This window comes from Desulfoscipio gibsoniae DSM 7213 (assembly GCF_000233715.2).
Taxonomy (GTDB): domain Bacteria; phylum Bacillota; class Desulfotomaculia; order Desulfotomaculales; family Desulfallaceae; genus Sporotomaculum; species Sporotomaculum gibsoniae.
Genome location: NC_021184.1, coordinates 2,645,699 through 2,667,884 on the forward strand (window position 1 = coordinate 2,645,699; position 22,186 = coordinate 2,667,884).

At 50.0% G+C, this 22,186-nt stretch carries 24 protein-coding genes; 1 reads left to right on the top strand and 23 read right to left on the bottom strand.

The genetic code is table 11. The annotated features are described in order from the left end of the window. Positions 1 to 195 precede the first annotated feature (195 nt). The 21 genes from nusB to DESGI_RS12560 all read right to left on the bottom strand — a co-directional run bounded on the left by nusB (position 196) and on the right by DESGI_RS12560 (position 18,477). Positions 196 to 597, bottom strand: a complete 402-nt coding sequence (gene nusB / locus DESGI_RS12460; RefSeq protein WP_006521744.1) for a transcription antitermination factor NusB — start codon at positions 595 to 597, stop codon at positions 196 to 198. 9 nt (positions 598 to 606) lie between these two features. Further along, on the bottom strand, positions 607 to 828 hold the full coding sequence (locus tag DESGI_RS12465) for a DUF2273 domain-containing protein (RefSeq protein ID WP_006521745.1): 222 nt from the start codon (positions 826 to 828) through the stop codon (positions 607 to 609). An 18-nt stretch (positions 829 to 846) separates the two neighbouring features. After that, positions 847 to 1,380: an alkaline shock response membrane anchor protein AmaP gene (gene amaP, locus DESGI_RS12470; RefSeq protein WP_006521746.1), complete on the bottom strand. Its 534-nt coding sequence runs from the start codon at positions 1,378 to 1,380 to the stop codon at positions 847 to 849. 15 nt (positions 1,381 to 1,395) lie between these two features. Further along, entirely contained in the window at positions 1,396 to 1,782 is a 387-nt protein-coding gene (locus tag DESGI_RS12475; protein WP_041285436.1) for an Asp23/Gls24 family envelope stress response protein, read from the bottom strand. A 78-nt stretch (positions 1,783 to 1,860) separates the two neighbouring features. Continuing rightward, the gene (accC, locus tag DESGI_RS12480; protein WP_006521748.1) at positions 1,861 to 3,210 is read right to left on the bottom strand and encodes an acetyl-CoA carboxylase biotin carboxylase subunit; all 1,350 of its coding nucleotides are present in this window, start codon (positions 3,208 to 3,210) and stop codon (positions 1,861 to 1,863) included. A 10-nt stretch (positions 3,211 to 3,220) separates the two neighbouring features. Further along, positions 3,221 to 5,233: an acetyl-CoA carboxylase biotin carboxyl carrier protein gene (gene accB / locus DESGI_RS12485; RefSeq protein WP_006521749.1), complete on the bottom strand. Its 2,013-nt coding sequence runs from the start codon at positions 5,231 to 5,233 to the stop codon at positions 3,221 to 3,223. A 246-nt stretch (positions 5,234 to 5,479) separates the two neighbouring features. Beyond that, positions 5,480 to 6,091 (bottom strand): SpoIIIAH-like family protein, encoded by a 612-nt coding sequence (locus DESGI_RS23095; RefSeq protein ID WP_006521750.1) that lies wholly within the window; start codon positions 6,089 to 6,091, stop codon positions 5,480 to 5,482. 2 nt (positions 6,092 to 6,093) lie between these two features. Continuing rightward, on the bottom strand, positions 6,094 to 6,699 hold the full coding sequence (spoIIIAG, locus tag DESGI_RS12495; protein WP_006521751.1) for a stage III sporulation protein AG: 606 nt from the start codon (positions 6,697 to 6,699) through the stop codon (positions 6,094 to 6,096). A 45-nt stretch (positions 6,700 to 6,744) separates the two neighbouring features. After that, positions 6,745 to 7,443, bottom strand: coding sequence for a stage III sporulation protein AF (gene spoIIIAF / locus DESGI_RS23100; protein WP_006521752.1), 699 nt, complete (start codon positions 7,441 to 7,443; stop codon positions 6,745 to 6,747). Positions 7,444 to 7,460: 17 nt separating this feature from the next. After that, positions 7,461 to 8,684: a stage III sporulation protein AE gene (gene spoIIIAE / locus DESGI_RS12505; RefSeq protein WP_006521753.1), complete on the bottom strand. Its 1,224-nt coding sequence runs from the start codon at positions 8,682 to 8,684 to the stop codon at positions 7,461 to 7,463. A 13-nt stretch (positions 8,685 to 8,697) separates the two neighbouring features. Continuing rightward, on the bottom strand, positions 8,698 to 9,084 hold the full coding sequence (gene spoIIIAD / locus DESGI_RS12510; RefSeq protein WP_006521754.1) for a stage III sporulation protein AD: 387 nt from the start codon (positions 9,082 to 9,084) through the stop codon (positions 8,698 to 8,700). 11 nt (positions 9,085 to 9,095) lie between these two features. Beyond that, positions 9,096 to 9,299 (bottom strand): stage III sporulation protein AC, encoded by a 204-nt coding sequence (gene spoIIIAC, locus DESGI_RS12515; RefSeq protein WP_006521755.1) that lies wholly within the window; start codon positions 9,297 to 9,299, stop codon positions 9,096 to 9,098. A 17-nt stretch (positions 9,300 to 9,316) separates the two neighbouring features. Further along, positions 9,317 to 9,835 carry a stage III sporulation protein SpoIIIAB gene (gene spoIIIAB / locus DESGI_RS12520; RefSeq protein WP_006521756.1) on the bottom strand — a complete coding sequence of 173 codons (519 nt, stop codon included), beginning with the start codon at positions 9,833 to 9,835 and terminating at the stop codon, positions 9,317 to 9,319. Further along, entirely contained in the window at positions 9,823 to 10,875 is a 1,053-nt protein-coding gene (gene spoIIIAA, locus DESGI_RS12525) for a stage III sporulation protein AA (RefSeq protein WP_006521757.1), read from the bottom strand. The genes spoIIIAB and spoIIIAA overlap by 13 nt, the downstream gene beginning before the upstream one ends. Before the next feature lie 380 nt (positions 10,876 to 11,255). Beyond that, on the bottom strand, positions 11,256 to 12,944 hold the full coding sequence (locus DESGI_RS12530; RefSeq protein WP_006521758.1) for an FAD-dependent oxidoreductase: 1,689 nt from the start codon (positions 12,942 to 12,944) through the stop codon (positions 11,256 to 11,258). Positions 12,945 to 13,256: 312 nt separating this feature from the next. Beyond that, entirely contained in the window at positions 13,257 to 13,691 is a 435-nt protein-coding gene (locus DESGI_RS12535; protein WP_006521759.1) for a CD1247 N-terminal domain-containing protein, read from the bottom strand. Between the two features lie 144 nt (positions 13,692 to 13,835). Further along, positions 13,836 to 14,393, bottom strand: coding sequence for an elongation factor P (gene efp, locus DESGI_RS12540; RefSeq protein WP_006521760.1), 558 nt, complete (start codon positions 14,391 to 14,393; stop codon positions 13,836 to 13,838). A 228-nt stretch (positions 14,394 to 14,621) separates the two neighbouring features. Then, positions 14,622 to 15,692, bottom strand: coding sequence for a M24 family metallopeptidase (locus tag DESGI_RS12545; RefSeq protein ID WP_006521761.1), 1,071 nt, complete (start codon positions 15,690 to 15,692; stop codon positions 14,622 to 14,624). A gap of 208 nt (positions 15,693 to 15,900) precedes the next feature. Continuing rightward, on the bottom strand, positions 15,901 to 16,356 hold the full coding sequence (aroQ, locus tag DESGI_RS12550; protein WP_006521762.1) for a type II 3-dehydroquinate dehydratase: 456 nt from the start codon (positions 16,354 to 16,356) through the stop codon (positions 15,901 to 15,903). A 243-nt stretch (positions 16,357 to 16,599) separates the two neighbouring features. Next, the gene (locus DESGI_RS12555) at positions 16,600 to 17,952 is read right to left on the bottom strand and encodes a TldD/PmbA family protein (protein WP_006521763.1); all 1,353 of its coding nucleotides are present in this window, start codon (positions 17,950 to 17,952) and stop codon (positions 16,600 to 16,602) included. 309 nt (positions 17,953 to 18,261) lie between these two features. After that, positions 18,262 to 18,477 (bottom strand): hypothetical protein, encoded by a 216-nt coding sequence (locus DESGI_RS12560; protein WP_006521764.1) that lies wholly within the window; start codon positions 18,475 to 18,477, stop codon positions 18,262 to 18,264. Positions 18,478 to 18,753: 276 nt separating this feature from the next. On the opposite strand from DESGI_RS12560, the gene DESGI_RS12565 reads away from it, so the two are divergent. Further along, the gene (locus DESGI_RS12565; RefSeq protein WP_006521765.1) at positions 18,754 to 19,017 is read left to right on the top strand and encodes a DUF3243 domain-containing protein; all 264 of its coding nucleotides are present in this window, start codon (positions 18,754 to 18,756) and stop codon (positions 19,015 to 19,017) included. 295 nt (positions 19,018 to 19,312) lie between these two features. On the opposite strand, the gene DESGI_RS12570 is transcribed toward DESGI_RS12565, so the two are convergent. Together DESGI_RS12570 and DESGI_RS12575 are read right to left on the bottom strand one after the other, a co-directional pair. Next, positions 19,313 to 20,080: a prepilin peptidase gene (locus tag DESGI_RS12570; protein ID WP_006521766.1), complete on the bottom strand. Its 768-nt coding sequence runs from the start codon at positions 20,078 to 20,080 to the stop codon at positions 19,313 to 19,315. 217 nt (positions 20,081 to 20,297) lie between these two features. After that, positions 20,298 to 21,692, bottom strand: a complete 1,395-nt coding sequence (locus DESGI_RS12575) for a TldD/PmbA family protein (protein WP_006521767.1) — start codon at positions 21,690 to 21,692, stop codon at positions 20,298 to 20,300. Positions 21,693 to 22,186: the final 494 nt, after the last annotated feature.

Sequence of the window (22,186 nt, forward strand, 5' to 3'; positions counted from 1 at the left end):
ACTAAATGCTTGATTCCTGCAATCATTTCAGGCATTAAACAAAATTTTAAGAATAAAACACCAATAAAATAAAAAGAACGGTTAACTTTGTTGACTACAAAGTAACCGTCCCGAGCAGTTTCTTTTTTATTTTTATAAGGTAAATCTTTACATATAGAATCCGCGCACCAGCCAGCATGTTTTTTAAAAAAATTGTTATGCCCTGGCCCGGACTACCGCACCTAAGATACCATTAATAAACTTGCCTGATTCTGCGCCGCCAAACCTCTTGGCCATTTCCACGGCTTCGTTGATGGAAACGTTGGGGGGTATATCCCGGGCGTATAACATTTCATATAAAGCCAGCCGCAGAATATTTCTGTCTACGGCCGCCATCCGCTCCACCTGCCATTCCCGGCTATACCCGGCAATGGTTTTATCAAGCTCGTCAAGTTTATCCAGGGTGCCATGCACCAGGTGGCTGGCAAATTCCAGATCAGGCCCGGTAAGCATAAAATTATCCTGAATATTTTGCATCGCTTCATCCACAGCCATTTTACCCACGTCCACCTGGTACAGCACCTGCATGGCCGATTCCCTGGACTGTCTTCTACCCATTTGTCAATGTCACCTTTCCCCCAGCAAACGTAAAAGCCGGTCTTTTATATCCACCTTGTCGTCCAATTGCTTGCCGCCCAGGTAGCCTATTACCACGCATACCACGATAAAAAGGGTTTTTAAAACCCCAAAAAAAATCACGGACAGGCTTATCGACAGGCCCACTAGAACACCAATTATTTTACCCCGGTGTATAATCATCCATTCCAAAAGATACTCCAGATAATCCATCAACAGGCCACTCCCTATTTATTCCACCCTGGGTTTGGATGCTTTAAAACTTTCCACAGCGACCCGCACCTCGGATACGGCAATCCCAACTACATTTTTTATACTGTCCTTAACCTCACACTGTATATCTTCCGATACTGCGGGAATATTAATATCCGGAACAGTGATTAATTTCAAGTGCAGAGCAATACCCCGGGGCGATGATTCCACTTTGGCCTTAACTTCCTTGATGCCCGGCACAGCGGCAGTCACTTTTTCCGCCAGCGATTCAATGGCCGTCAGAGATACCCGCACCTGACCAAGGCCGCCTTCATGCACAACAGCTTGTCTCTTACGCTCGGGCTTTAATCCCCGCCATAACAAACGCAATCCCATAATGATATACACAACCAGTAAAACCCATAAAATTTCACGGTAACCGGGGGTATTTACCTCGCTCCAAAGCCGCTGCACCGGATCCGACCAGCCGCCCAGAAAAGCGCCCAGGGCCAGAAAAAGCAATGTTAATGTTACAGTATACAGTACGAGTATGCCGCGGTCAAATGGCCCCATGTGCATCCTCCCATTTTATTTTACCCTGTTGTTGTTTTCCTCTTCATTTAATTCATTGGCGAAGGCTACTCCCTGGACATTGACATTTACCTCCACCACCACCAGGCCAGTCATTTTTTCAATGGCGCTCTTTACAGCGTCCTGTATCTTTGCCGCTACTTCGGGGATGCGGGAACCGTATTCCACCACAATAAACAAATCTACCGCCGCTTCCTTTTCCCCCACTTCCACTTTAACACCCTTGGACAAGTTTTTGCGACCTAATTTTTCAGTGATACCACCCACTACACCGCCGCTCATGCTAACCACGCCAGACACCTCGGTAGCAGCCAGCCCGGCAATGATGCGCACAACATCATCGGCAATGCGAATGGCACCAAGACTGTTTTTCTCTTCTCGCATAACGGTTTCTTGCTCCACTTGGCAACCCCTCCTTTAGCAGAATAAATATATTATACCAAAGGAGGAAAAATACCGCAATTAACCTTGCGGCATTATTCTTCGCTGAATAAAGTTGGTGTATATCTCCCCCCTGCGGAAAAATGCGTTATTCAGAATACGCCGGTGGAAGGGAATGATAGTCTTTACTCCGGTAACATTCAATTCATCAAGAGCCCGCTGCATACGCACCACCGCCTCATCACGGTCCTTCCCCCACACAATCAGTTTACCCAGCATGGAATCATAGTGCGAAGGCACCTCCCACCCTGCAAATATAGCGCTGTCCAGGCGCACTCCCGGCCCACCGGGGGGCTGAAACTCAATGATTTTACCCGGGCAGGGCATGAAATTGCGCTCGGGGTCCTCGGCGTTGATCCGGCATTCAATAGCCCAGCCCGAAAAGCGAATATCCTGCTGCCGGTAGCCCAGTTCTTCCCCGGCTGCAATGCGGATCTGCTCTTTAACCAGATCAATTCCGGTGATCATTTCAGTAACGGGGTGTTCCACCTGAATACGGGTATTCATCTCTATAAAGTAAAAATTATCATGTTTATCAAGCAAAAACTCCACAGTCCCCGCGCTGCGGTAGCCCACTGCCCGGGCCGCCATCACCGCCGCATCACCCAGGCGCCGGCGCAGTTCCTCGTCAACTGCCGTAGAAGGCGATTCCTCAATAATTTTCTGGTTGCGTCGCTGGATGGAGCAGTCCCGCTCACCCAGGTGTACAATGTTGCCGTAATTGTCCGCCAACAGCTGTATTTCAATGTGCCGGGGCTCTTCCACGTACTTTTCCATGTAAATATCCCCACTGCCAAAGGCGGCTGTCGCTTCGGAGCGGGCGGTTAATATGCCCCGGACCACCTCCTCCTCATACTGGGCCACACGCATGCCCTTGCCGCCTCCGCCCGACGAAGCCTTAATAAGCACCGGGTAGCCAATTTCGGCGGCAATTTGCAGTGCCTGCCCGGCATCGCTGATGACACCCTGTGAACCGGGCACCACGGGCACCCCCGAGGCCAGCATGGTTTCCCTGGCCTGCACTTTGTTGCCCATCAAGCGCATAGCCTCGGCGGGAGGACCGATAAATACCAGGCCATTGGCAGCGCACATCTCAGCAAACTTATCATTTTCCGATAAAAAGCCGTAACCCGGGTGCACCGCGTCGGCCCCTTTCACGAGCGCGGCACTGATGACGTTTGAGATATTAAGGTAACTTCGACCAGGCTGCGGCGGGCCAATGCATACTGCCTCATCAGCCAAGCGCACATGCAGGCTGTCACGGTCGGATTCCGAGTAAACCGCCACACTGGCTATGTGCATTTCCCGGCAGGCCCTGATAATCCGAACTGCTATTTCGCCCCGGTTGGCGATTAATATCTTATTGATCATTTGTTACCACCTAATCTTCTTGGATAACCAGCAGTGGTTGCCCATATTCCACGGCCTGGGCATTTTCCGCCAGTATCTGCACCACGGTGCCCGCCACCTCGGCTTCGATTTCATTCATCAGCTTCATGGCCTCTAATATGCAAAGGGTTTGCCCCTTTTCCACCCGGGTGCCTATTTTTATAAAAGGATCGGCGTCAGGAGCCGGGGAACGATAAAAAGTGCCCACCATGGGTGCTTTGACCACGGTACCGGACACCGCAGCATCATTGTGGCCAGCTGTGTGAGGCATGCAAGAATCATCCTCACGTGATTGAGCGGCTGTTGGCAAGCTAGAACAGTTCTCACTTACTATCTGAGCGGCTGCATGAGGCAAGCAAGGACCGTCCCCGCTTGCTTTTTTGATGGATAATTTCATGCCGTCACTATTTAGAGAAAACTCGTCTATATTGGTTTCATTGATCATGCTGATTAATTCTTTAATTTGTTGTATATCCATTTCGTTAACCTCCTTGGTGGTATGACCGGGCAGCCCAGGTGCCCCGGATGTACGGTCACTTATATTTTGCGCCGTCGCGGTCCCGGCATTGGCTTTTTCCGCTGCGCATCCCGTTTTGGCGGTATTTTCCCCGCCGGCGGAACCGCCAACACCGGCTGCGCCCGTATCCCGGGCGAAATTTATATTACCGGCGCTGCTGTTTTTTCGCGCTTCTAAAAACTTCTTAGTTATCTGGGGGAATATAGCATAGCATAGTATATCTTCATTAGAATTGGTCAATCCTCTGGTTTCCAGTTTGATTTTCTCCAACCGGGGCTCCAGTAAATCGGCAGGACGACAGGTGATGGGCTGCTTATCACCCAGTACCCGGCGTGCCACCGCTTCTTCCAAAGGTGCCGGCGGCCGGCCGTATAGACCCTGGATGTAAGCTTTAACCTCACCGGGTATCAGCTTGTAACGCTCTCCGGTAAGTACATTTAGCACAGCCTGGGTGCCCACAATCTGGCTGGTGGGTGTAACCAGGGGCGGGTAACCCAGCTCCCGGCGCACCCTGGGAATCTCCTCCAACACCCGGGGCAGCAGGTGAGCCGACTTCTGTTCTTTGAGCTGAGAAACCAGGTTAGTAATCATACCCCCCGGCACCTGGTGCTCAAAAACACGCATATCGTTAATCCGAGTAACGCCACGTTCCTGGCCCCTTTGCTCCCTTAGTTCCTCAAAATATCCTGCGATTTCAAACAACAACCGCATATCCAACCCGGTGTCGAACTGGGTGCCCTGCAGCGCCCGTACCACGGTCTCTACCGGAGGCTGGGAGGCCCCGAAAGCCAGGGGCACTGCTGCAGTGTCTATGACATCTACCCCGGCCTCCACCGCCTTTAGATAAGTTGCCAGGGCCAAACCACCAATATAGTGGCTGTGCAGTTGCACGGGCAGCCCAGGGTGTTGCCTTAACTTGCTTATCAGTTCATAAGCCTGGTAAGGGGTCAACAGGCCGGCCATATCTTTGACGCATATGGAATCAGCACCCATTTCCGCCAGTTTCTCAGCCGTTTGCAGGTAATGACCGGTGGTATGCACCGGGCTGACGGTATATACCACCGAGGCCTGCACATGGGCACCCGCCTTTTTGCCCGCCCGTACCGATGTTTCCATGTTCCGTATATCATTTAAGGCATCAAAAACCCGGATGATGTCGATGCCGTTTTCCACCATCTTAAAAACGAATGCCTCCACCACATCATCCGGGTAATGCTGGTAACCCACCAGTGATTGTCCCCGCAGCAGCATTTGTAATGGCGTTCGCTTAATATATCGTTTTAAAGTGCGCAGCCTTTCCCAGGGATCTTCATTAAGATAGCGTAAACATACATCAAAGGTAGCGCCGCCCCAGACCTCAAGTGAGTGGTAACCCACCATGTCAAGTTTTTCAACTATAGGCAGCATATCTTTGATGCTCATCCTGGTGGCCCATAAACTCTGGTGACCATCACGCAGTGTTGTATCGGTAATTTTCACTTTAGCCATTTGGTATCCTACCTCCAAAAAAAAGTCAGGTTGCCATCAGCAAACAACCTGATTGATAAAGCAATTATATAGTTACATCCGATAAAATAAAATAGATTTAGAGCAAGTATACAATATATATACAAATAGCATTGTATACAATACAATATATACTATGTGGCGGGTTTTTCATGGTGCCGTGAACAATAAAACCGGGGAAGGTACTTATCATCCCATCCCCGGGCACCGCCAAAGGCCACTTAAATTTTATTTTTCCCTGGTGATAACAATTACACCGTCCTCGGGCACACCGGTGGTTTTGGCCACCAACCCGGCAATAGTAGTGCTGTCAGCATCGGCCATCATTTCCTTTCCGGGCCGCAGTATCACGGTGACGGTATCACTATCCAAAAACACAGCGGCATCCTGGTAACCCTTGGCCCGGATTAAGTTTTCCAACTCCATCTCCTGGGATACTTTGCTGCTTAAACGCATCAGCCTTTCCTGGGCGGTTTTGCGAACTTCCTCATCTGCTTCCGAGGCCAGCACCTCGCGCAGGGTTTCCATTTCTTTACCCCGGGCCTGTTCCAAACTCAGGCGCGCTTCGACGAAATATGAGCCATCAGCATCTTGATCAGTGCCATTTGCCCCCACCTGACCGGTTAGCACAGCATCACCCTCGGGTGCATCCCCAACTGCACTATCCCCTTTATTTTCAGGGTGGGAAAGGGTTACCGCAGCGGGGGTGGTAGATTGATCCCCCCAGCCCAACATCTTTTCAGCCAGGCCACCGAACCCCACCGCGCAAAAAACAATACCCACCAGCACCAGCACCACCAGCAATATTTTTTTTCGCTCTATTTTGACTACCGTAATCAACCCTAAACCCCCTCCTTCATGGGCAGCACGATAATTCTATGGGGCTCAACACCCAGCGCCACCTGCACCGCCCGGAACAAATCGGCCTTCACCCGGGGTGTTCCCGCCCCTTCGGCCACCACCATAATACCCGCCACATCGGGTGCCACTTCCTTTTTTACCACCGGCTCTTCCAAACCCTGATTGCCGCGGGCAATCACCACCGTGCTGGTTTCCGTGTTTTCTGTGATCTGCCGGGAACCGCCGCTCTGGTCATTTTCCCGGGTGGTTTTAAGACCGGTGGCAGTATTGATGGCATAGTCATTGTGAGTTGAAGTTGCCAGTTGCACAGTTACCTCCACCCGCCCGGCCCCGGCCACCTGCTCCAACATCTGGCGTAATTCCCCCGCCAATTCCTTTTCCTCCCGGGTCATGATTGAATTTGTACCATTGCCGGCCTGACCGGAACCGGCCGCCGCACTGTTATCCGGCGGGGCCTTTTCTGAACTGGAGCTAAAACTGCCGCTGTCACAGCTCCCCACCAGCATTAACATAATACCCAGCAGCAGCAGCACCGCTATCGACCAGTATTTTTTATTTTTTGGGTTAAAAATATCCGAACTGTTCATTTCATCACCTCACCATGGTAGTATAAATTTAACAACTCATATAAATCATTCCCGGAACTCATATTTTACCTGCTCAGGCTTAAGATTATAGAATTCGGCCACCACTGCGGTTAAACCAGCAGCGGCTTGTTTCTGCTCGGGGGAAACCACCGTAACGGAGCCCACCTCTTCCGAAGTTTCCTTGCCGTCTATATCGACCACCACGGGCTGTACATCCAATTCCCCGCCCCGGCTGTCGGTAGCTCGCCGCCCCCCGGACCCGGCGCTGTCGGCAGATAGTGTATCACCGCCTCCACTGTCATCACCCGCGCCCCCCACGGGGGCAGCATTAAAAACAATGGTAATTTCCTTGATATCACTGTTCTTCCCGTCAATACTCACCCGGGCGTCCACAGGCTGCACATCAGGATTCATACCTGCCAGTGCAAGCACTTGATTGGACAGGCCCTCACTATATTGCTGAACAGCCTTGTCCCGGTTTGTATCCGCCAACTCCTGTCCGGCGGCCATAATTTCCTCAAGTGGAGGATCACCGGTATCGGATACGGTAACTGCGGGTATGTCCTGCATAAAATCTTTGTTGATCACCCCGGCCGCCGCCTGCAAAACCGCCATAATGATCAAAAGGCCCATGACGGTTTTGACGTAGCGGCGCATATCACCGCCGGGCAGCAGCATTTCCACCAGCACAGCCAGCAACACGATTACAATAATGGTTTGTATCAGCTCACGAAGTAGATCCATGCCACCGCCCCCATATATTAATGCAGCATTACTGTTATATTTCCCAGGCCCACCACGATGGCCAGGGCAAAAAAGAACAACAATCCCACCGTGGCCACGGCAGCAAACACCGTAATCAAACTGTTACCCAGCCCGTTCAGACAATCGCTGATTCTCTCTTCCCCCACGGGCTGGATCACCGCCCCGGCGATCTTATAAATAAGGGCAATGGCAATTATTTTTACCAGGGGGATCACTAGTATCATGATAATAATTAGCACACCGGCAATGCCCACCGCATTTTTCATCAGCAGCGACGAGCGAATCACCGCTTCCAGAGCATCGCTGAACACCCCGCCCACCACGGGTATAAAATCTGTGGCAAACTTGGCAGTACGGAAAGTCACGCTGTCTCCCACCGCCCCGGCTACCCCCTGGATGGCCATTATGCCCAGGAATATGGTGCTCAAAAGCCCCATCAAACCCATAGCCACACCCTTTAATAAACCGGCCAGCCTGGACACCTGAAAATGTTTGGACAGCCCACTCACTATTTCCAGCACTGCAGCAAAAAATATGAGTGGCAAAATAACATTTTTGATAATAGTGCCAAAAGCGGTAATAGTGATGAAAATCAATGGGTGGAATATGGCCGCTGAAGCAATACCCCCCACAGCCACCAAAAGTGTCAGCAACAGCGGCAGCAGGGCCTGCATAAAGATGACCATTTTATCCACCACCTCCCGGCCCAACTGGATAGCCAGTCCGAAGGAACCAACGGCGATGGTTACCAGCACAAGGTAGGCCACCATATGGGTGAGCTGCCCGGTGGTACCCTTTTCAAATGCTCCGGTAATATTTTGCAGCACCGCACAAATCACCGCCAGCACCACCAGTTTACCCAGCAGCGCCGAATTAGCCACCACTTCGCGGAATAAATAATTGATGCACTGGTTGAACACCTCGGTGGGCTGCATTGAAATTTGGCCGGTGGCAAGTCCCGTGACCAGCGCCTTAAAGTCAGTTTCCGGCAGTGCACTTTGCAAATCATGGTCCATCCGGTTAATAAACTGCTGGATTTCCACCATATCCAGTTTGCCTGTCTGCTCTTCCATTTCCCCGGCAATATCGGTTGCAGCCCAGGCGGCCAAAGGAAGGGCCAGGCTCAGGCAAATATAAAGTATCAGGAACAGCAGCGCGCACCGGGTGCGATGGTTACAGTTCACCACCACACTATTCCTGCCATGGATCTTAGCGCTCAAGCCTTATCCCCCCTTACGGTATCAACCGCAGCAGCGCCTGCAGCACCGCCACCATGATGGGCACCGCCAGCACCAGCACCATCACCTTGGCGGCTAATTCCACCTTGGTGGCGAAAGCCCCTTGATCGGCATCCCGGCATATCTGGGCAATAAAATCTGCTATGTAGGCAATACCGATAATCTTGAGCAGCGTGCCCAGGTAAACCGAGCTAATGTCGGCTCTTTCAGACAGCTGTCGCAGTATGTCGATAATCGCGCCTATTTTGCCGAGCACCAGCAGGAATATGATTACGCCCACTGTAATACTGAGCAGCACGGCCATGGGCGGAGATTTTTGTTTCAGCACCACGGCCAGCACAGCACCGGTCAGGGCGATACCGGATATTTGCAAAATATCCATACCAACACCGCCTAGAATAATTTAAAAACTGTTCTAACCTCGTCGAAAAGGGTGCCCAGCATTTGGATCACCATGATCAACACAACTGCAATACCCGTAAGGGTCACTGCAAAACCATAGTCCTCTTTGCCGGAATTTTTCAGCACCATATGGGCCACGGCCACTAAAATGCCGATGCCGGCAATTTTAAAAATTAAATCGATGTTGGCACCCACTTGAACATTCCTCCTTTTTAATAAAGCGCCAGAACAATGATCAACCCGCCCAGTAAACCCATGTAATTCCACAATTTTACGTTTTTAGCCGCTGCAGCATCCGCCATGGCCAGGGCGGTTTTCAACTGCTCCGCAGCCAATCGCAGATGCTTGCTTTGGTCCTCCCGGTCGGAAATGCCAATGCTGTTGCCCAGCCCCCGCAGCACACTCAAATCGCCCCGACCCAGGGCACTGCGGTGGCCGTAACACTCCAGAGCACCATGCCAGGCTTCCCGGGCTGAGCAGCCCCGGTGGGCACCGAGATCACCGGCAATTTGCCGGAAGAATGAGGCCGCCGGTACATCAACCTGTTCCGCCACCCCGGCCAGCGCCTCGGGCAGCGGCGTAGCCGCATAAGTAATCTCGGTTTCCAGCAGCTGCAGCGCCGAGATAAACTGCCGCAGTTCCACCGGCCGGCGGGCATAACTTCTGGATACCTGCCAGCCGGCCAGCCCGCTGGCCGCCACCACCAGCAGCCCGCCAATCAACTTAAACACATTTTCACCCCCATACCGGGCAGATCAGCACCACTGAAGATTTTTTCCACCGTTCCCACCCCCCGGGAACGCCCCAGCAGCACAAACCGTTCAATAACATTGAGCTGCAACATATATTTAAGGGCCGGGCGATTAGTCAATTCCCGCAGCGATGAACCGTGGATGGTGACAATAACGCGTACACCCGCATTGAACACCTCTTCCAGCGCGTGAATATCCTCCATGCGACCTATTTCATCAGTGACGATGACATCCGGCGACATGGCCCTCAGCAGTATCATCATTCCCTGGGCCTTGGGACAGCCATCCAGCACATCCGTCCTCACCCCCACATCCATTTGGGGCACCCCCCGGTGGCACCCGGCAATTTCTGAACGCTCGTCCACCACACCCACCGTACGGCCGGCAAAATGCAACCCAGGCACCCCGTTGCTCACCTGGCGCACCAGATCCCGCAGCAGGGTGGTTTTGCCACAGCGAGGCGGTGAGAAAATTACAGTATGATAAACATTGTTTACTTTTCTATCAATCAAGTGCTTAATTAGCCCATCGGCCGCCCCCTTAATCTCCCGGCATACGCGAATGTTCAACCCGGAGAGATACTTTAGCGTTTTTACCCGGCCCTTCTCCAGCACAGCCCTACCGGTAAGCCCCACCCTGTGCCCGCCTGGCAGGGTGACATAACCGTTTTTTAGCTCCTCCTCAAGTGCATACATGGAAGAGCCGCTGATATTATGCAATACCCTTTCCAGGTCGGCGGCATTAACCAGGTAAACACCGGACGGGGCGGACACGGGCGTGCCATCCTGGCAGATAAAAAAATCACTGCCCCCCACACCCAGCATTAACGGCCTGTCCCGCCGCAACCTGATTTCCTCCAGCCCGGCCAGATGGCGTGGCGGCACCCGGCTGATAATCCCGGCCAGATTGGGCGGCAGTACAGACATTAATTGCCGCCACGCCCCGGCGGGGACCCCGTTAATGCTTGGGTTGGACCCAGCGGGTACTTGAACTGATTTAGACGTTGCATAACTGCTCATGTTTTCGAGATCCCTCCAGCCGAGAAATTTATAATGTTTAATTTTACAGGCTACTTAATGACCTGGCCGCTTTTTGCATAGTCGTGATCGCTGCCACCATACGTGAAACACAGCCCGTCCCCGTTTTATTAATAATTTATTTACTGCATTGGAAAAATATGCCCCTAAAACAGCAAAAAAAAGCTGCTATTTATTAGAGTCTGTTCGAATAGTCCGGACGAGATCCACTTCGTGATAGGTGCCGGGTGTTGAAAGGTTGAAAATCAAAGATTTTCAACCTTTCAACACCCGGCACCAAAGCCTACCTTTTCGAACAAAGCTCTATTAGTTAAACAGCAGCTTATTTCCCTTACATACCGTGCGTATATATTCGGTTATCCTTATAGTTCATATGGCCAGGCTTGCAGACCGCCTTCCACATATTTGACATCTTTAAATCCCGCACCCTTTAATGTGCGCAGTGCCTCGTAACTGCGGGTGCCCAGGGCACAAAGGGCGACGATTTCCTTATCCCGGGGTATCTCATCAATTTTTTCGCGTAAATCGCCCAGCACCACCAGCTTAACCCGGTCATCTTTAAGACGACGCATATTAAACTGCGGTTCGGTGCGCACATCCAAAATAACCATATCGTCGCCACGGTCCATTTTCTGCTTCAATTCTTGAACAGTAATGGTTTCCGCCAGCCCGGCCACCTTGTTGCGAATAATGTTGGCCGTATGCATACTTACATCAATGGGAGTGGCAAAGGGCGGCGCGTAACCCAGATCAATGTCAAAAAGCTGCTCCACAGTGGCCCCCATGGTGATAGCAGTAGCCAACACATCGGTACGCTTAACGGCATCGCCCTGACCCAGCGCCTGGGCACCTAATATTTTGCCCGTACCTGCCTCGGTGACCAGCTTCATCAGCACCATGCCGTGCTCAGGGTGGTAATGGGTGCGATCAAAGCCGTGGTATATCCCGGCAACCACTTGATAACCCAGATCGCGGGCCTGTTTTTCGCCCAGTCCGGTGCGACCGATATTAAAGCCCATGGTATGCAGCACCCCGGTGGCCAAAATGCCCCGGAAAACCTCATCTCCCCCTGCTACATTGTCGCCCACCACGCGGCCCTGCCGGTTGGCATAGGTGGCCAGCGGCACAAATACTTTTTTGCCGCTCACCAGGTGAGTATTTTCCACACAGTCGCCCAGGGCGTAAATATCCGGATCGCTGGTCTGCATATGATCATTCACCGCAATGGCGCCGGTTTGGCCAATGGTCAACCCGGCATCTTTGGCCAGCTGCACGTTGGGACGCACACCCACGGAAACCACCACCAACTCGGTTTCAATAGTGCCCTGGTCGGTAACCACTGCCGTTACATGGCCATCCTCGTCCCCTTCCAGCTTCAAAACCTTATGCCCAAGGTAAAATTCCAGACCCTGATCCGTTAATTTTTTAGCCAGCACCTCGGCCATATCCTTATCCAGCACGCCGGGTAAAATCTGGTCCTGCAGTTCCACCACCGAGCAGAACATGCGCAGTTTCATCAGGGCGTCCGCTGTTTCCATGCCGATAAAACCGGCACCAACGATAACAGCCTCGCCTCCTTCCACCTCACCAAGATATTCCTTGATTTGCTGGGCATCGTCAGGGTGGTTTAGTTTATACACTCCTTTTAAGTTTAAACCCTCTATTGGCGGCACAAAGGGCTGGGCCCCGGTTGCCAGCACCAGTTTATCGTAGGGAACAGTATATTGCTCACCCGTCTCCAAATTCTCCACATGCACTTCTTTTTTATCCCGATCTATGGACTTGGCCTCGGTGCGGGTAATTACCCGGACACCCTTTTCACGCCAGAAATATTCTTCGTTTCTGATGACACCGTAAGTAGTCTCAAACAAATGATCAAATTTATGAACTTCACCGGCTAAATAAAAAGGCATACCACATCCCGCGTAGGAAATCAGCTTGCCCTTTTCAATAATGGTAATTTCCGCATCAGGGGCCACACGGCGGGCCCTGGCCGCTGTTTTGGGACCCGCAGCCACACCACCGATAATCACTATTTTCTGAGCACTCATCTTATCCACCTGCCTGTTTAATTTTTAATCAGGGTCGGCCCCAACAGCACCGGCCCAGCTGGTTCAATTTTGAACGTTTATCATTAAAAACCTGGCACTATTTTAATTGGGACGGGCAGGTAAAGTCAAGAACCGGGTAAGGCGGTAGCACCCGCTAAATAGCCCGGTGTTATTAAATGGAGCCAATAACCACCTATTAATCCCTATATCTAAATATTTTTATATAGGTACATGCCTTTGTCAGCAAATAAAAAAGCCGCCTTTGCCAAAGCAAAAAGCAGCTTGTGTAATCGCCATAGTACAATCTTTATTCTATATATCTTCCTCAATTACGGAGTTCCGGCTATGCAATATTTCCGGCTCATCTGCGGTTTCAAAATCATCATCGTTGACAAAAACCACCTCATCACAATTAGGACAGGTTACCTCGATGATATCCTCATCCTCGATGATACCGGGATCGAAAAGCACTGTCTCCCCACAGCGCGGGCAATCTACCTCCATGTATTCTTCCAGGTCCTCCCCATCATGCATATCATTTTCCAGGGTGTATAAATCTTCATCCAGGGTTTCAACGTATTCCTCCAGTTGCTCCTGGGATTCCTCAAGTTCGGAAAATGACTCGGCAAATTCGTCTAAAACATCAATGATGCCGCCCAGCAGCTTGCCTTCTTTACTATCGGCCTCAACATTCATACCACTGGCCAATCCCTGCAGGTAAGCCACCTTTGATTTAAGATCGGACACAAAAATACCCCCTTTGTAGTTACTATAACAAAACTAGTATCTCTCGTTACGGGGGTTTCTAAACATTTATTTCCTTAAAACAGCAAAAGACTACGCTGCACAATATATATGCTCTTTAATTTCATTTGCACTTGCCGGCCAACCTCACGCCCTTTTGATATAATGCCCGGTGCGGGTGTCAATTTGCAGCACATCGCCGGTATTAATAAAAAAAGGTACCTGAACCACATAGCCTGTCTCCAAAGTGGCCGGTTTGGAGCCACCGGAAGCAGTATCACCCTTGATGCCCGGTGCAGTTTCCACCACTTCCAGTTCCACAACATTGGGTAGATCCACACCAATGGACCGCCCCTGGAAGGTCATTATGGTGATGGTCATATTTTCCTTGAGGAATTTAATGGCATCGCCCAATTGCTCATTATTCATGCTAAACTGGTCGAAACTTTCCATATCCATAAAATGATAATCGGCGCCGTCACTATAAAGATATTGTGCCTCCCGGCGCTCAATCCGCGCCCTGGGCATTTTTTCACCGGCATTAAAGGTTTTATCAACCACAGCACCGGTGCGCAGGTTTCTCAGCTTGGACCGTACAAAGGCCGCCCCTTTGCCCGGCTTAACATGTTGGAACTCCACTACCTGGTAGACGTCGCCTTCCATTTCTATGGTCAGGCCGGTACGAAAATCATTAGTTGAAACCAAACTACTCCGCCTCCTCGAAATATCCCGTTATTATTTTTTAGCACCCGGCACACCTGGCCTGTTGCACCACAGACCGGTAGGCATGCGCAAAAATATTTGTTATTTTTAGCATAATTTAAGATGGTTAGTTCAATATTTTAAGGAACCACTCTTACACTGGTACTTATTCACCAGTCGTGATAGATGAGTAAAATAGTAAAGACTGCATTAGAGCTCAGTAAGCTTGCATTAGAGCTCGATAAGCCTGTCCTTAGGTGATTTGGTAAGCAACCGGCAGCCTTCCTTTTCCACTATCACGCTGTCCTCAATACGCACCCCTCCAGTGCCGGGCAGGTAAATACCAGGCTCTATCGTTACCACCATACCTTCCTGTAAAACGGTATCATCCCTGAGAGAAAGCCTCGGCCCCTCATGCACCGCCAGGCCCACACCGTGCCCGGTGCTGTGGCCGAAATATTCACCGTAACCGTAGGAGGCAATGACCTCCCGGGCCGCCTTGTCTACCGCGCTGGCCGCCACACCCGCTCTTACCGCCACCAGACCGGCCAGCTGAGCCTCCAGCACAATATTATATATTTGTTTGATCTGATTGCTTGGCGATCCCAGGGATATCGTTCTGGTCATATCAGAATTATAGTTATCCACCACCACGCCAAAATCCAGGGTCACGACATCACCGGTATTAATGGTTTTAGCTGATGCTACACCATGCGGCAGCGCGGCCCGGGGACCCGAGGCTACAATAAAAGGAAAGGCGGTTTTTTCGGCACCCCGGTACCTCATAAACATTTCCAGTTCCAACGCCACCTCCCTTTCACTGATGCCCGGCTTGATGAAGCTGCAAATATATTTAAATCCTTCGTCTAAAAGAGCCATGGATCTCTGGATGGTTTCCAATTCATTTTTATCCTTAATTAACCGTAATTGCTCTATAATACCTTCCACCGGGCGCAATGACACTTCGCCCAGCTTTTTATGTAGTGTATCGTAAAATTTATAACTTATGTAATCCGCCTCAAAGCCCAGGACATGCAAATTTAACCTGCCGGCCATGTCCACCAGCGCATCTGCCAGGGTGGTTTCCATTTTGATTAATTCCAGGTGTGGGCTTTGCTCCCGCGCCTGTTCTATAAACCGAAAGTCAGTTATGATATAGGATTGCCCGGCGGTTACCAGCAGCGCACCTGCATCACCGGTGAAACCGCTTAAGTAAAACCGGTTTTCAGGCTGCATCACCAGCAGTGCGTCCATGGCATAATCTTTAAGGAACCCTGCAACCTTGTTTACACGCGTTTGCATTTTTACTCCTCCGCCGGCCGGTAAAGACCAGTCCGGTTAAAATATAAATTATAAGTACACTTGTTACAATGTTGGGTGCAATTTATTCGGGTAGTTTGTTAAGGTAATTTGTTTAAGGTAATTGTTAAGGTATTTTGTTAAAGCAATAAATTCACTATAACACTAATGAGGCCTAGCTATTTACAAAGTACCAATTGCATGATAAAAATCAAAGAGACTTGCCCGCTTTGTGAGCCCGTGCCAGTTCCATCGCGGCCTGCAAAGCCAGTTGATAACCAAGCACCCCAAAACCGGATATCTGCCCCGCTGCAACAGGAGCAATTACAGAAAGACGACGAAATTCCTCCCGGGCGTGGATGTTGGAAATATGCACTTCTACCACCGGTATATCAATGGCCGCCACCGCATCCCGCAATGCGTAACTATAATGAGTTAAGGCACCCGGATTAAAAATGACGGCATCGTACTCATCACCGGCGGAATGCAATCCATCGATAAGCGCACCCTCATGGTTGGACTGCATAAAACCAATGCCAACTCCCAGCGTTTGGGCCAACTGCTGCAGGGAAGCGTTTATTTCCGCCAGTGACCCGGTGCCATACACTCCAGGTTCCCTTTTTCCCAGCAAGTTGAGGTTTGGGCCGTTCATAATCAGTATTTTCACCATATCACCTCAAAAAGATGGGAATATTTTAACATAAATGACCCTGATTGCATAGTCCTGGACCAATTGCATAAGTCCGGTCAGGAAGATGAGCAACGGGGCAAAACCTTCGTCGCCTTGATTGGTGCCGGGTGTTGAAAGGTTGAAAATCTTAGATTTTCAACCTTTCAACACCCGGCACCAAAGCCTATCAGGCCTAGCTGGCACCAAAGCCTGCCTTTTCAACAAGTTCTTTAAGAAAGTTTAAGCCTGACCCCCGCCGCTGATGCTCATGCGGGATACTCTAATGGTGGGGGCGCCACGGCCTCCGAAGAACTGCAGGTCGCTGCCCACGGCATCTACCTGGCCCAGCATTTCCATGATGTTGCCGGCGATGGCCAGACCCCGTACCGGATAGGCGAGCTTGCCGTTTTCAATCCACAGGCCGCTGGCTCCCAGGGAAAAGTCCCCCGATATGGGGTTGGCGGTGTGCAGGCCCATTACTTCGGTTACATAAAGCCCGCTGGATATATCGCCGATGATTTGTTCAGCAGTTTTATCACCAGGCTCAATAAAAAAGTTGGTGGTGCCCACTTCGGGCGTTCCTTTAAAAGAGCCGCGGACACCGTTGCCTGTGGACAGCACCCCGTCCTTGGCAGCAGTATATATGTTATGTAAAAAGCATTGCAGCTTTCCGTTCTGAACCAGTACCGTCCTGGATGTGGGTACACCCTCACCGTCGAAGGGTGCCGAGGCAATGCCGCCGGGCAGGGTGCCGTCATCTATAATATTGATTTGCTCCGAGGCTACCTGCTGGCCTACTTTGCCGGCAAAAAGTGAGCGCCCCTTTTGCACCGCCTCGGCGGACAGGGCAGGCGCCAGCAGGCCTAAAAAACCGGTGGCCACGTAGGGCTCCAAAACAACTGCCGCCTGCCGGGTCGCCCCGGGCCTGGCCCCCAGCATGCGTACCGCCCGGCCCGCCGCCTGCTTACCTAAAGCCGCGGGGTCAAGGTCGGCATAGCGCAGGCTGAAATTCATGGCAAACCCGGTCTGGCTGTCCTCTCCCTCGCCCGCCACCAGGGTGATGTACATACCGCAATAAGCGCCACCGTAATGCAGTGATAGACCATGGGAGTTCACCAGGGTCACCTCGGCCTCGCCATCCTGGTAAGTGGAACTTTCGATAATACTGACCCGTGCATCAGCGGCCCGGGCTTCATTTTCCATAGTACGGGCCATATCAATCTTTTCTTCCACAGCGGCAGCCCGGATGGCCGGGTCATATAGATCCATATCCGGGTAGCTGGGGGCCGGCTGGGGCAGCAGCCGGTGCAGGTCGGGTTCGGCAAAGCGGGCGTTGGCCAAAGCTTGTCTTACAGCCCCATCCACAGCCACATCTCCTAAATCAGTGGTAAAGGCAAAACCGGTTTTGCCGTCTTGAAACACCCGTATACCCATACCCCGGTCTTCAGCCAATTTCATTGTCTCCACTGTGCCGTTGCGCACTTCAATATCCAACTCTTTACTGTTGCTGATATATGCCTCGGCCATGGCGGCACCTGACTGCATAGCCTTATGTACCGCATTTTCCGCATATTCTTTATATTTGGAATCCATATTGCCTACTCGCTCCTTTCAGTTAGGTTATTATAATTCAATAAAAAACAAACTATTCCTTTAAGTGCCAATAATAAAGTATGACACGGGGACGTTTCCGTTGTATTATCTCGCCCTTCAACCACTAGCTACGCTTCGGTGACTATGAACCGACTCCATGGATAAAGGCGCATAAATGCCAAACACAATACAGAACCAGCCGCCCAGTTTATACATATTTTCCCCAACCTCCAGCAACTAACCACCGCTAACCTTTAAATTTAAGCCTAAGTTAATGAGAGGAAAATAAAAAACTGCCTGTAATGGCAGTTAATGCATAAAAAATGAATTGGCAGTCAAAGCAATCAGGTCTTTAAATGTAACCGGTGCCAGCTCTTGGACGGAAACCTGAACCACAAAATTAGGATCAAGCATTGCCACTATGGCCACCCTTTGATTAGTTTGCTGATCAGTATAAAAACCTATCACGCAAAATTGTGCCTCCTCCCCGGCAACCTTCCTGGTGACAATATCGCCAATTTTCATTAAATAATACCTCCTAATGGAAGTACACCCCGTGGGTAAGATTCCAAGCATTAATGGCGGCATAATATCAAATAAGCATTCTATGCACTTATGATACAACATATGCCTTTTTATTTGCAGTTGTGTATAAAAATACTTTCCCAACCTACATAAAAATGGTTGTATTTCTAAAAATTAACTCAACATGGCTCATATCTTTTATATGAGCGGGTGAAAATAAAAAAAGAAAATTGTTTACATAATAGAGTTATAAACTTAAAAAGGTGGTGCTAAGTAATGGATTTTAATTTTAAACAAAATGTAAACACCGATTGGCCAACCTGGAAGAATTATTTAAAAAATGCCATGGAATTTGCCGATGAGCTTGGTATAAGCCGGGATAAAATAAATAACCTGGCCTACCAGGTGGGCGACCTGTTGGCCCAAAGCGTACCCCCGGCCAACCCCGAACAACAGGCCATCAAAGAATTGTGGCAGGTTGCCGACCAAAATGAACGGCAAGTACTGGCCCGTTTAATGACCAAGGTAGTTAACCAGTAACCCTAAGAAATACTATAACAAACACCACAGTTGACAATAGTAAAGCAAAGCGCCCAATACTAAGGGTGCTTTGCTTTAAACTTTGCGTCTGTTTCAAAAATATTGCAGTAAATTAAACTGATTTCCTGACTTTATCAGATAACCGACGTCAAACCAGCATGAATCTGGACACGATTAAATATAAAGTGGCATTACTGCCACTGCAAAAAATTTACTTAATTTTACAGCACAAACTCACCGCAGTTTGTCGGCTTATTATTTAAAATTTATATTACAGCCGTTCTATAAAGTCATACTAAAATCCGGAAATACTCAAATAAAACATAATTATCCGGCCGGCGTAAAAAGCCGCCACGACTCCGCCAAGCGCCAGATAGGGGCCAAAAGGCACGGCATCTTTTCTGCCTTTACGGCCAATTACCATCAGTATTACGCCCGAAATGCCGCCCAGTAAAAAAGAGATGAACAACGCGACTATAATATCGGGCCAGCCTAAAAACAATCCCATAAGCGCACTTAATTTAATATCCCCGCCGCCCATGCCTCCTTTTGATACCATGGCAATAATTAGAAAGAACAATCCGGCGGCAAAAAAACCAATTAACCCGTCAACTAGTCTACCTGAACCGGATAAAAACACCAGCGGTAAACCCAGCAAACAACCCGCTATAATAATCTCATCCGGGATAATTTTATGTTGATAATCGATCGCTGTTGCAGTGATCAGCACAGCAAAGAATACCCACATAGCTACGGTTTGCCACTGCCAACCCCAAAACCGGTAAGCAGCCACAAAAAACACAGCAGTTATCAATTCCACCAGGGGATACCGGGAGGATATTTTTTTATTGCAATACCGGCAGCGTCCTTTAAGGAGCACATAGCTAAGCAAAGGTACCAGATCTAGCACCCCGAGCCTCCGGCCACAGCCGGGACAGTGGGACGGCTTGTAAACCACCGATTGTTCCCGGGGCAGCCGGTATATGCACACATTAAGGAAGCTGCCGATGCAGGCACCTAAAATAAAAACTACAATATATATTACAGCCTCAGAATAATGCATTGCACTCTCCACAACAATGAAATCATCCCTGGTTCAGCCCTGCCCGGGAAAGCACTTCCAAGAGCAAGAGCAAAAGTAAAAGCAAGAGTAGGAACAAAGCAACAGGGCTTAGTTCAGCAAAGTCAAATAAATTATGACCGCATATTACAAAGGACAGCTGCATAAAAGCAGTTGATTACAGCGATAAATATGCAATATCACTTTAACCAGCTCTAGCTCACTCCCCGTGGCCGGTGCCGCCAACCACCAATTCCTTGATCCTTATGGTGGGCTGAGCGTCACTCACCGGCACTCCCTGTCCATCCTTGCCGCAGGTGCCGATGGTAAAGCCTAAATCATCTCCCACAGCCTCGATAAGACGGAGCACCTCGGGGCCGTTGCCGGTCAGCGTGGCACCGCGTACCAAGGGACCAACCGCGCCATTTTGGATAAGATACCCCTCGGCCACATCAAAAACAAAATCCCCGGTGGTGGTATTAACCTGCCCACCGCCCATTTTTTTCACCAGCAAACCGTTACCGGCATCACTAATGATCTTTTGCGGGTTATCCTTGCCCGGGGCAATATACGTATTGCCCATACGAGGTATGGGCTTATGCTGGTAAGACTCCCGCCGGCCGTGACCGTTGGGCTCCACCCCGTCGCGTTTGGCGGTAAGCCGGTCATACAAAAAATCCTTCAATATACCTTTCTCTATCAAAACCACTTTACGTGTGGGCACACCTTCATCATCAAAACTGTATGAGCCGTAGCGATCCGGCAAAGTAGCATCATCCACCACAGTGACACAATCCGCCGCCACCTGCTGACCTTTTTTACCGGCATAAACGGAAAGGCCCTTTTGCACCAGGTCAGCCTCCAGCCCATGGCCGCAAGCCTCGTGCACCATAGTGCCGCCCGCCTCCCCGGCCAGCACAACAGGCATTTTCCCGGCCGGTGCCGGCTTCGCGGCCAGCATCTGCACTGCCCGCCGGGCGGCTGCCGCACCTACTTCCTCCGGCTTGTTGCGCTCCAGCAGCTCAAAACCACTGTGGCTGCCCACGGCTTCATATCCCGTTTGAATTACCGCACCTTCCGACGCCACCGCATGCACCATCAACCGGGTACGTACCCGTTCGTCCTCTATATAATCACCGTCACTATTGGCCACAATCACTCGCTGCACCACATCGCTATATCCCACCATTACCTGCTTGATTTTCGACCGGTCCACAGCTCTGGCAGCCTCATCCGCTGCTTTTACCGCTTTGACCTTTTGCTCGGTGGTAACCTGGTCGGGCCTTTGCAGCACGGCAAAATTAACCGGCGACTCCACCCGCCGCAGCTCCAATGACACTTTTTTGCCCTGCCCCGCCACGGCATGGCTGACAATGCGGGCCGCCTCCAGCAAGCCTTCACGGCTTAAATCATTGGTATAAGCATAGGATGTGTGCTCACCAGATAAAACCCTGATCCCCGCCCCGGACTCCACGCCCGAGTGAATACGCTCTATCTTGCCGCCCTCGCAACCGATACCGGTTAAATTTTTATACTCCACGTAAACATCGGCAAAATCCCCGCCATTGGCCAGTGCGGCAGCAATGACATCCTTTAAAGTATCCTTATCCAACACATAATTCACCATCCAGTTCTATTTAAGGTAAGTGTCAAAAAATAACCATAAATAACCACAATAAATAATCTTCCAATACTACAGTTAATATGCTGCCTATATTTTACTTCCAAAACATTATTTTTATTATACCATTCTATAGCATCATCAGACAGCGTTTATCTTTGTTTATATTTAGACATCCATGCCGCCGGCGAGGCACCGGCAAAGGGGTGAAATTTTATTTTCTGGATGGATAACGCAATCCTCAAACGATCGGAAACCCAATAAAGTATATACCAATGTTGATTTAATAAATAAAGTTTGTCTTTTTATCTTACACTGCATGTATTTCTTACACATATAACAGCATTTTTTTTGATATTGACATATGGCCTTTAAATTATACGTCGAATTTTACGGCTTGTCTTTAAAGTTATTTCATTAAAATAAAATTCCGAACTTTCAAAAAGATATGTTTCGGCACAATTATTGCAATTAGTTGAAATTTAATG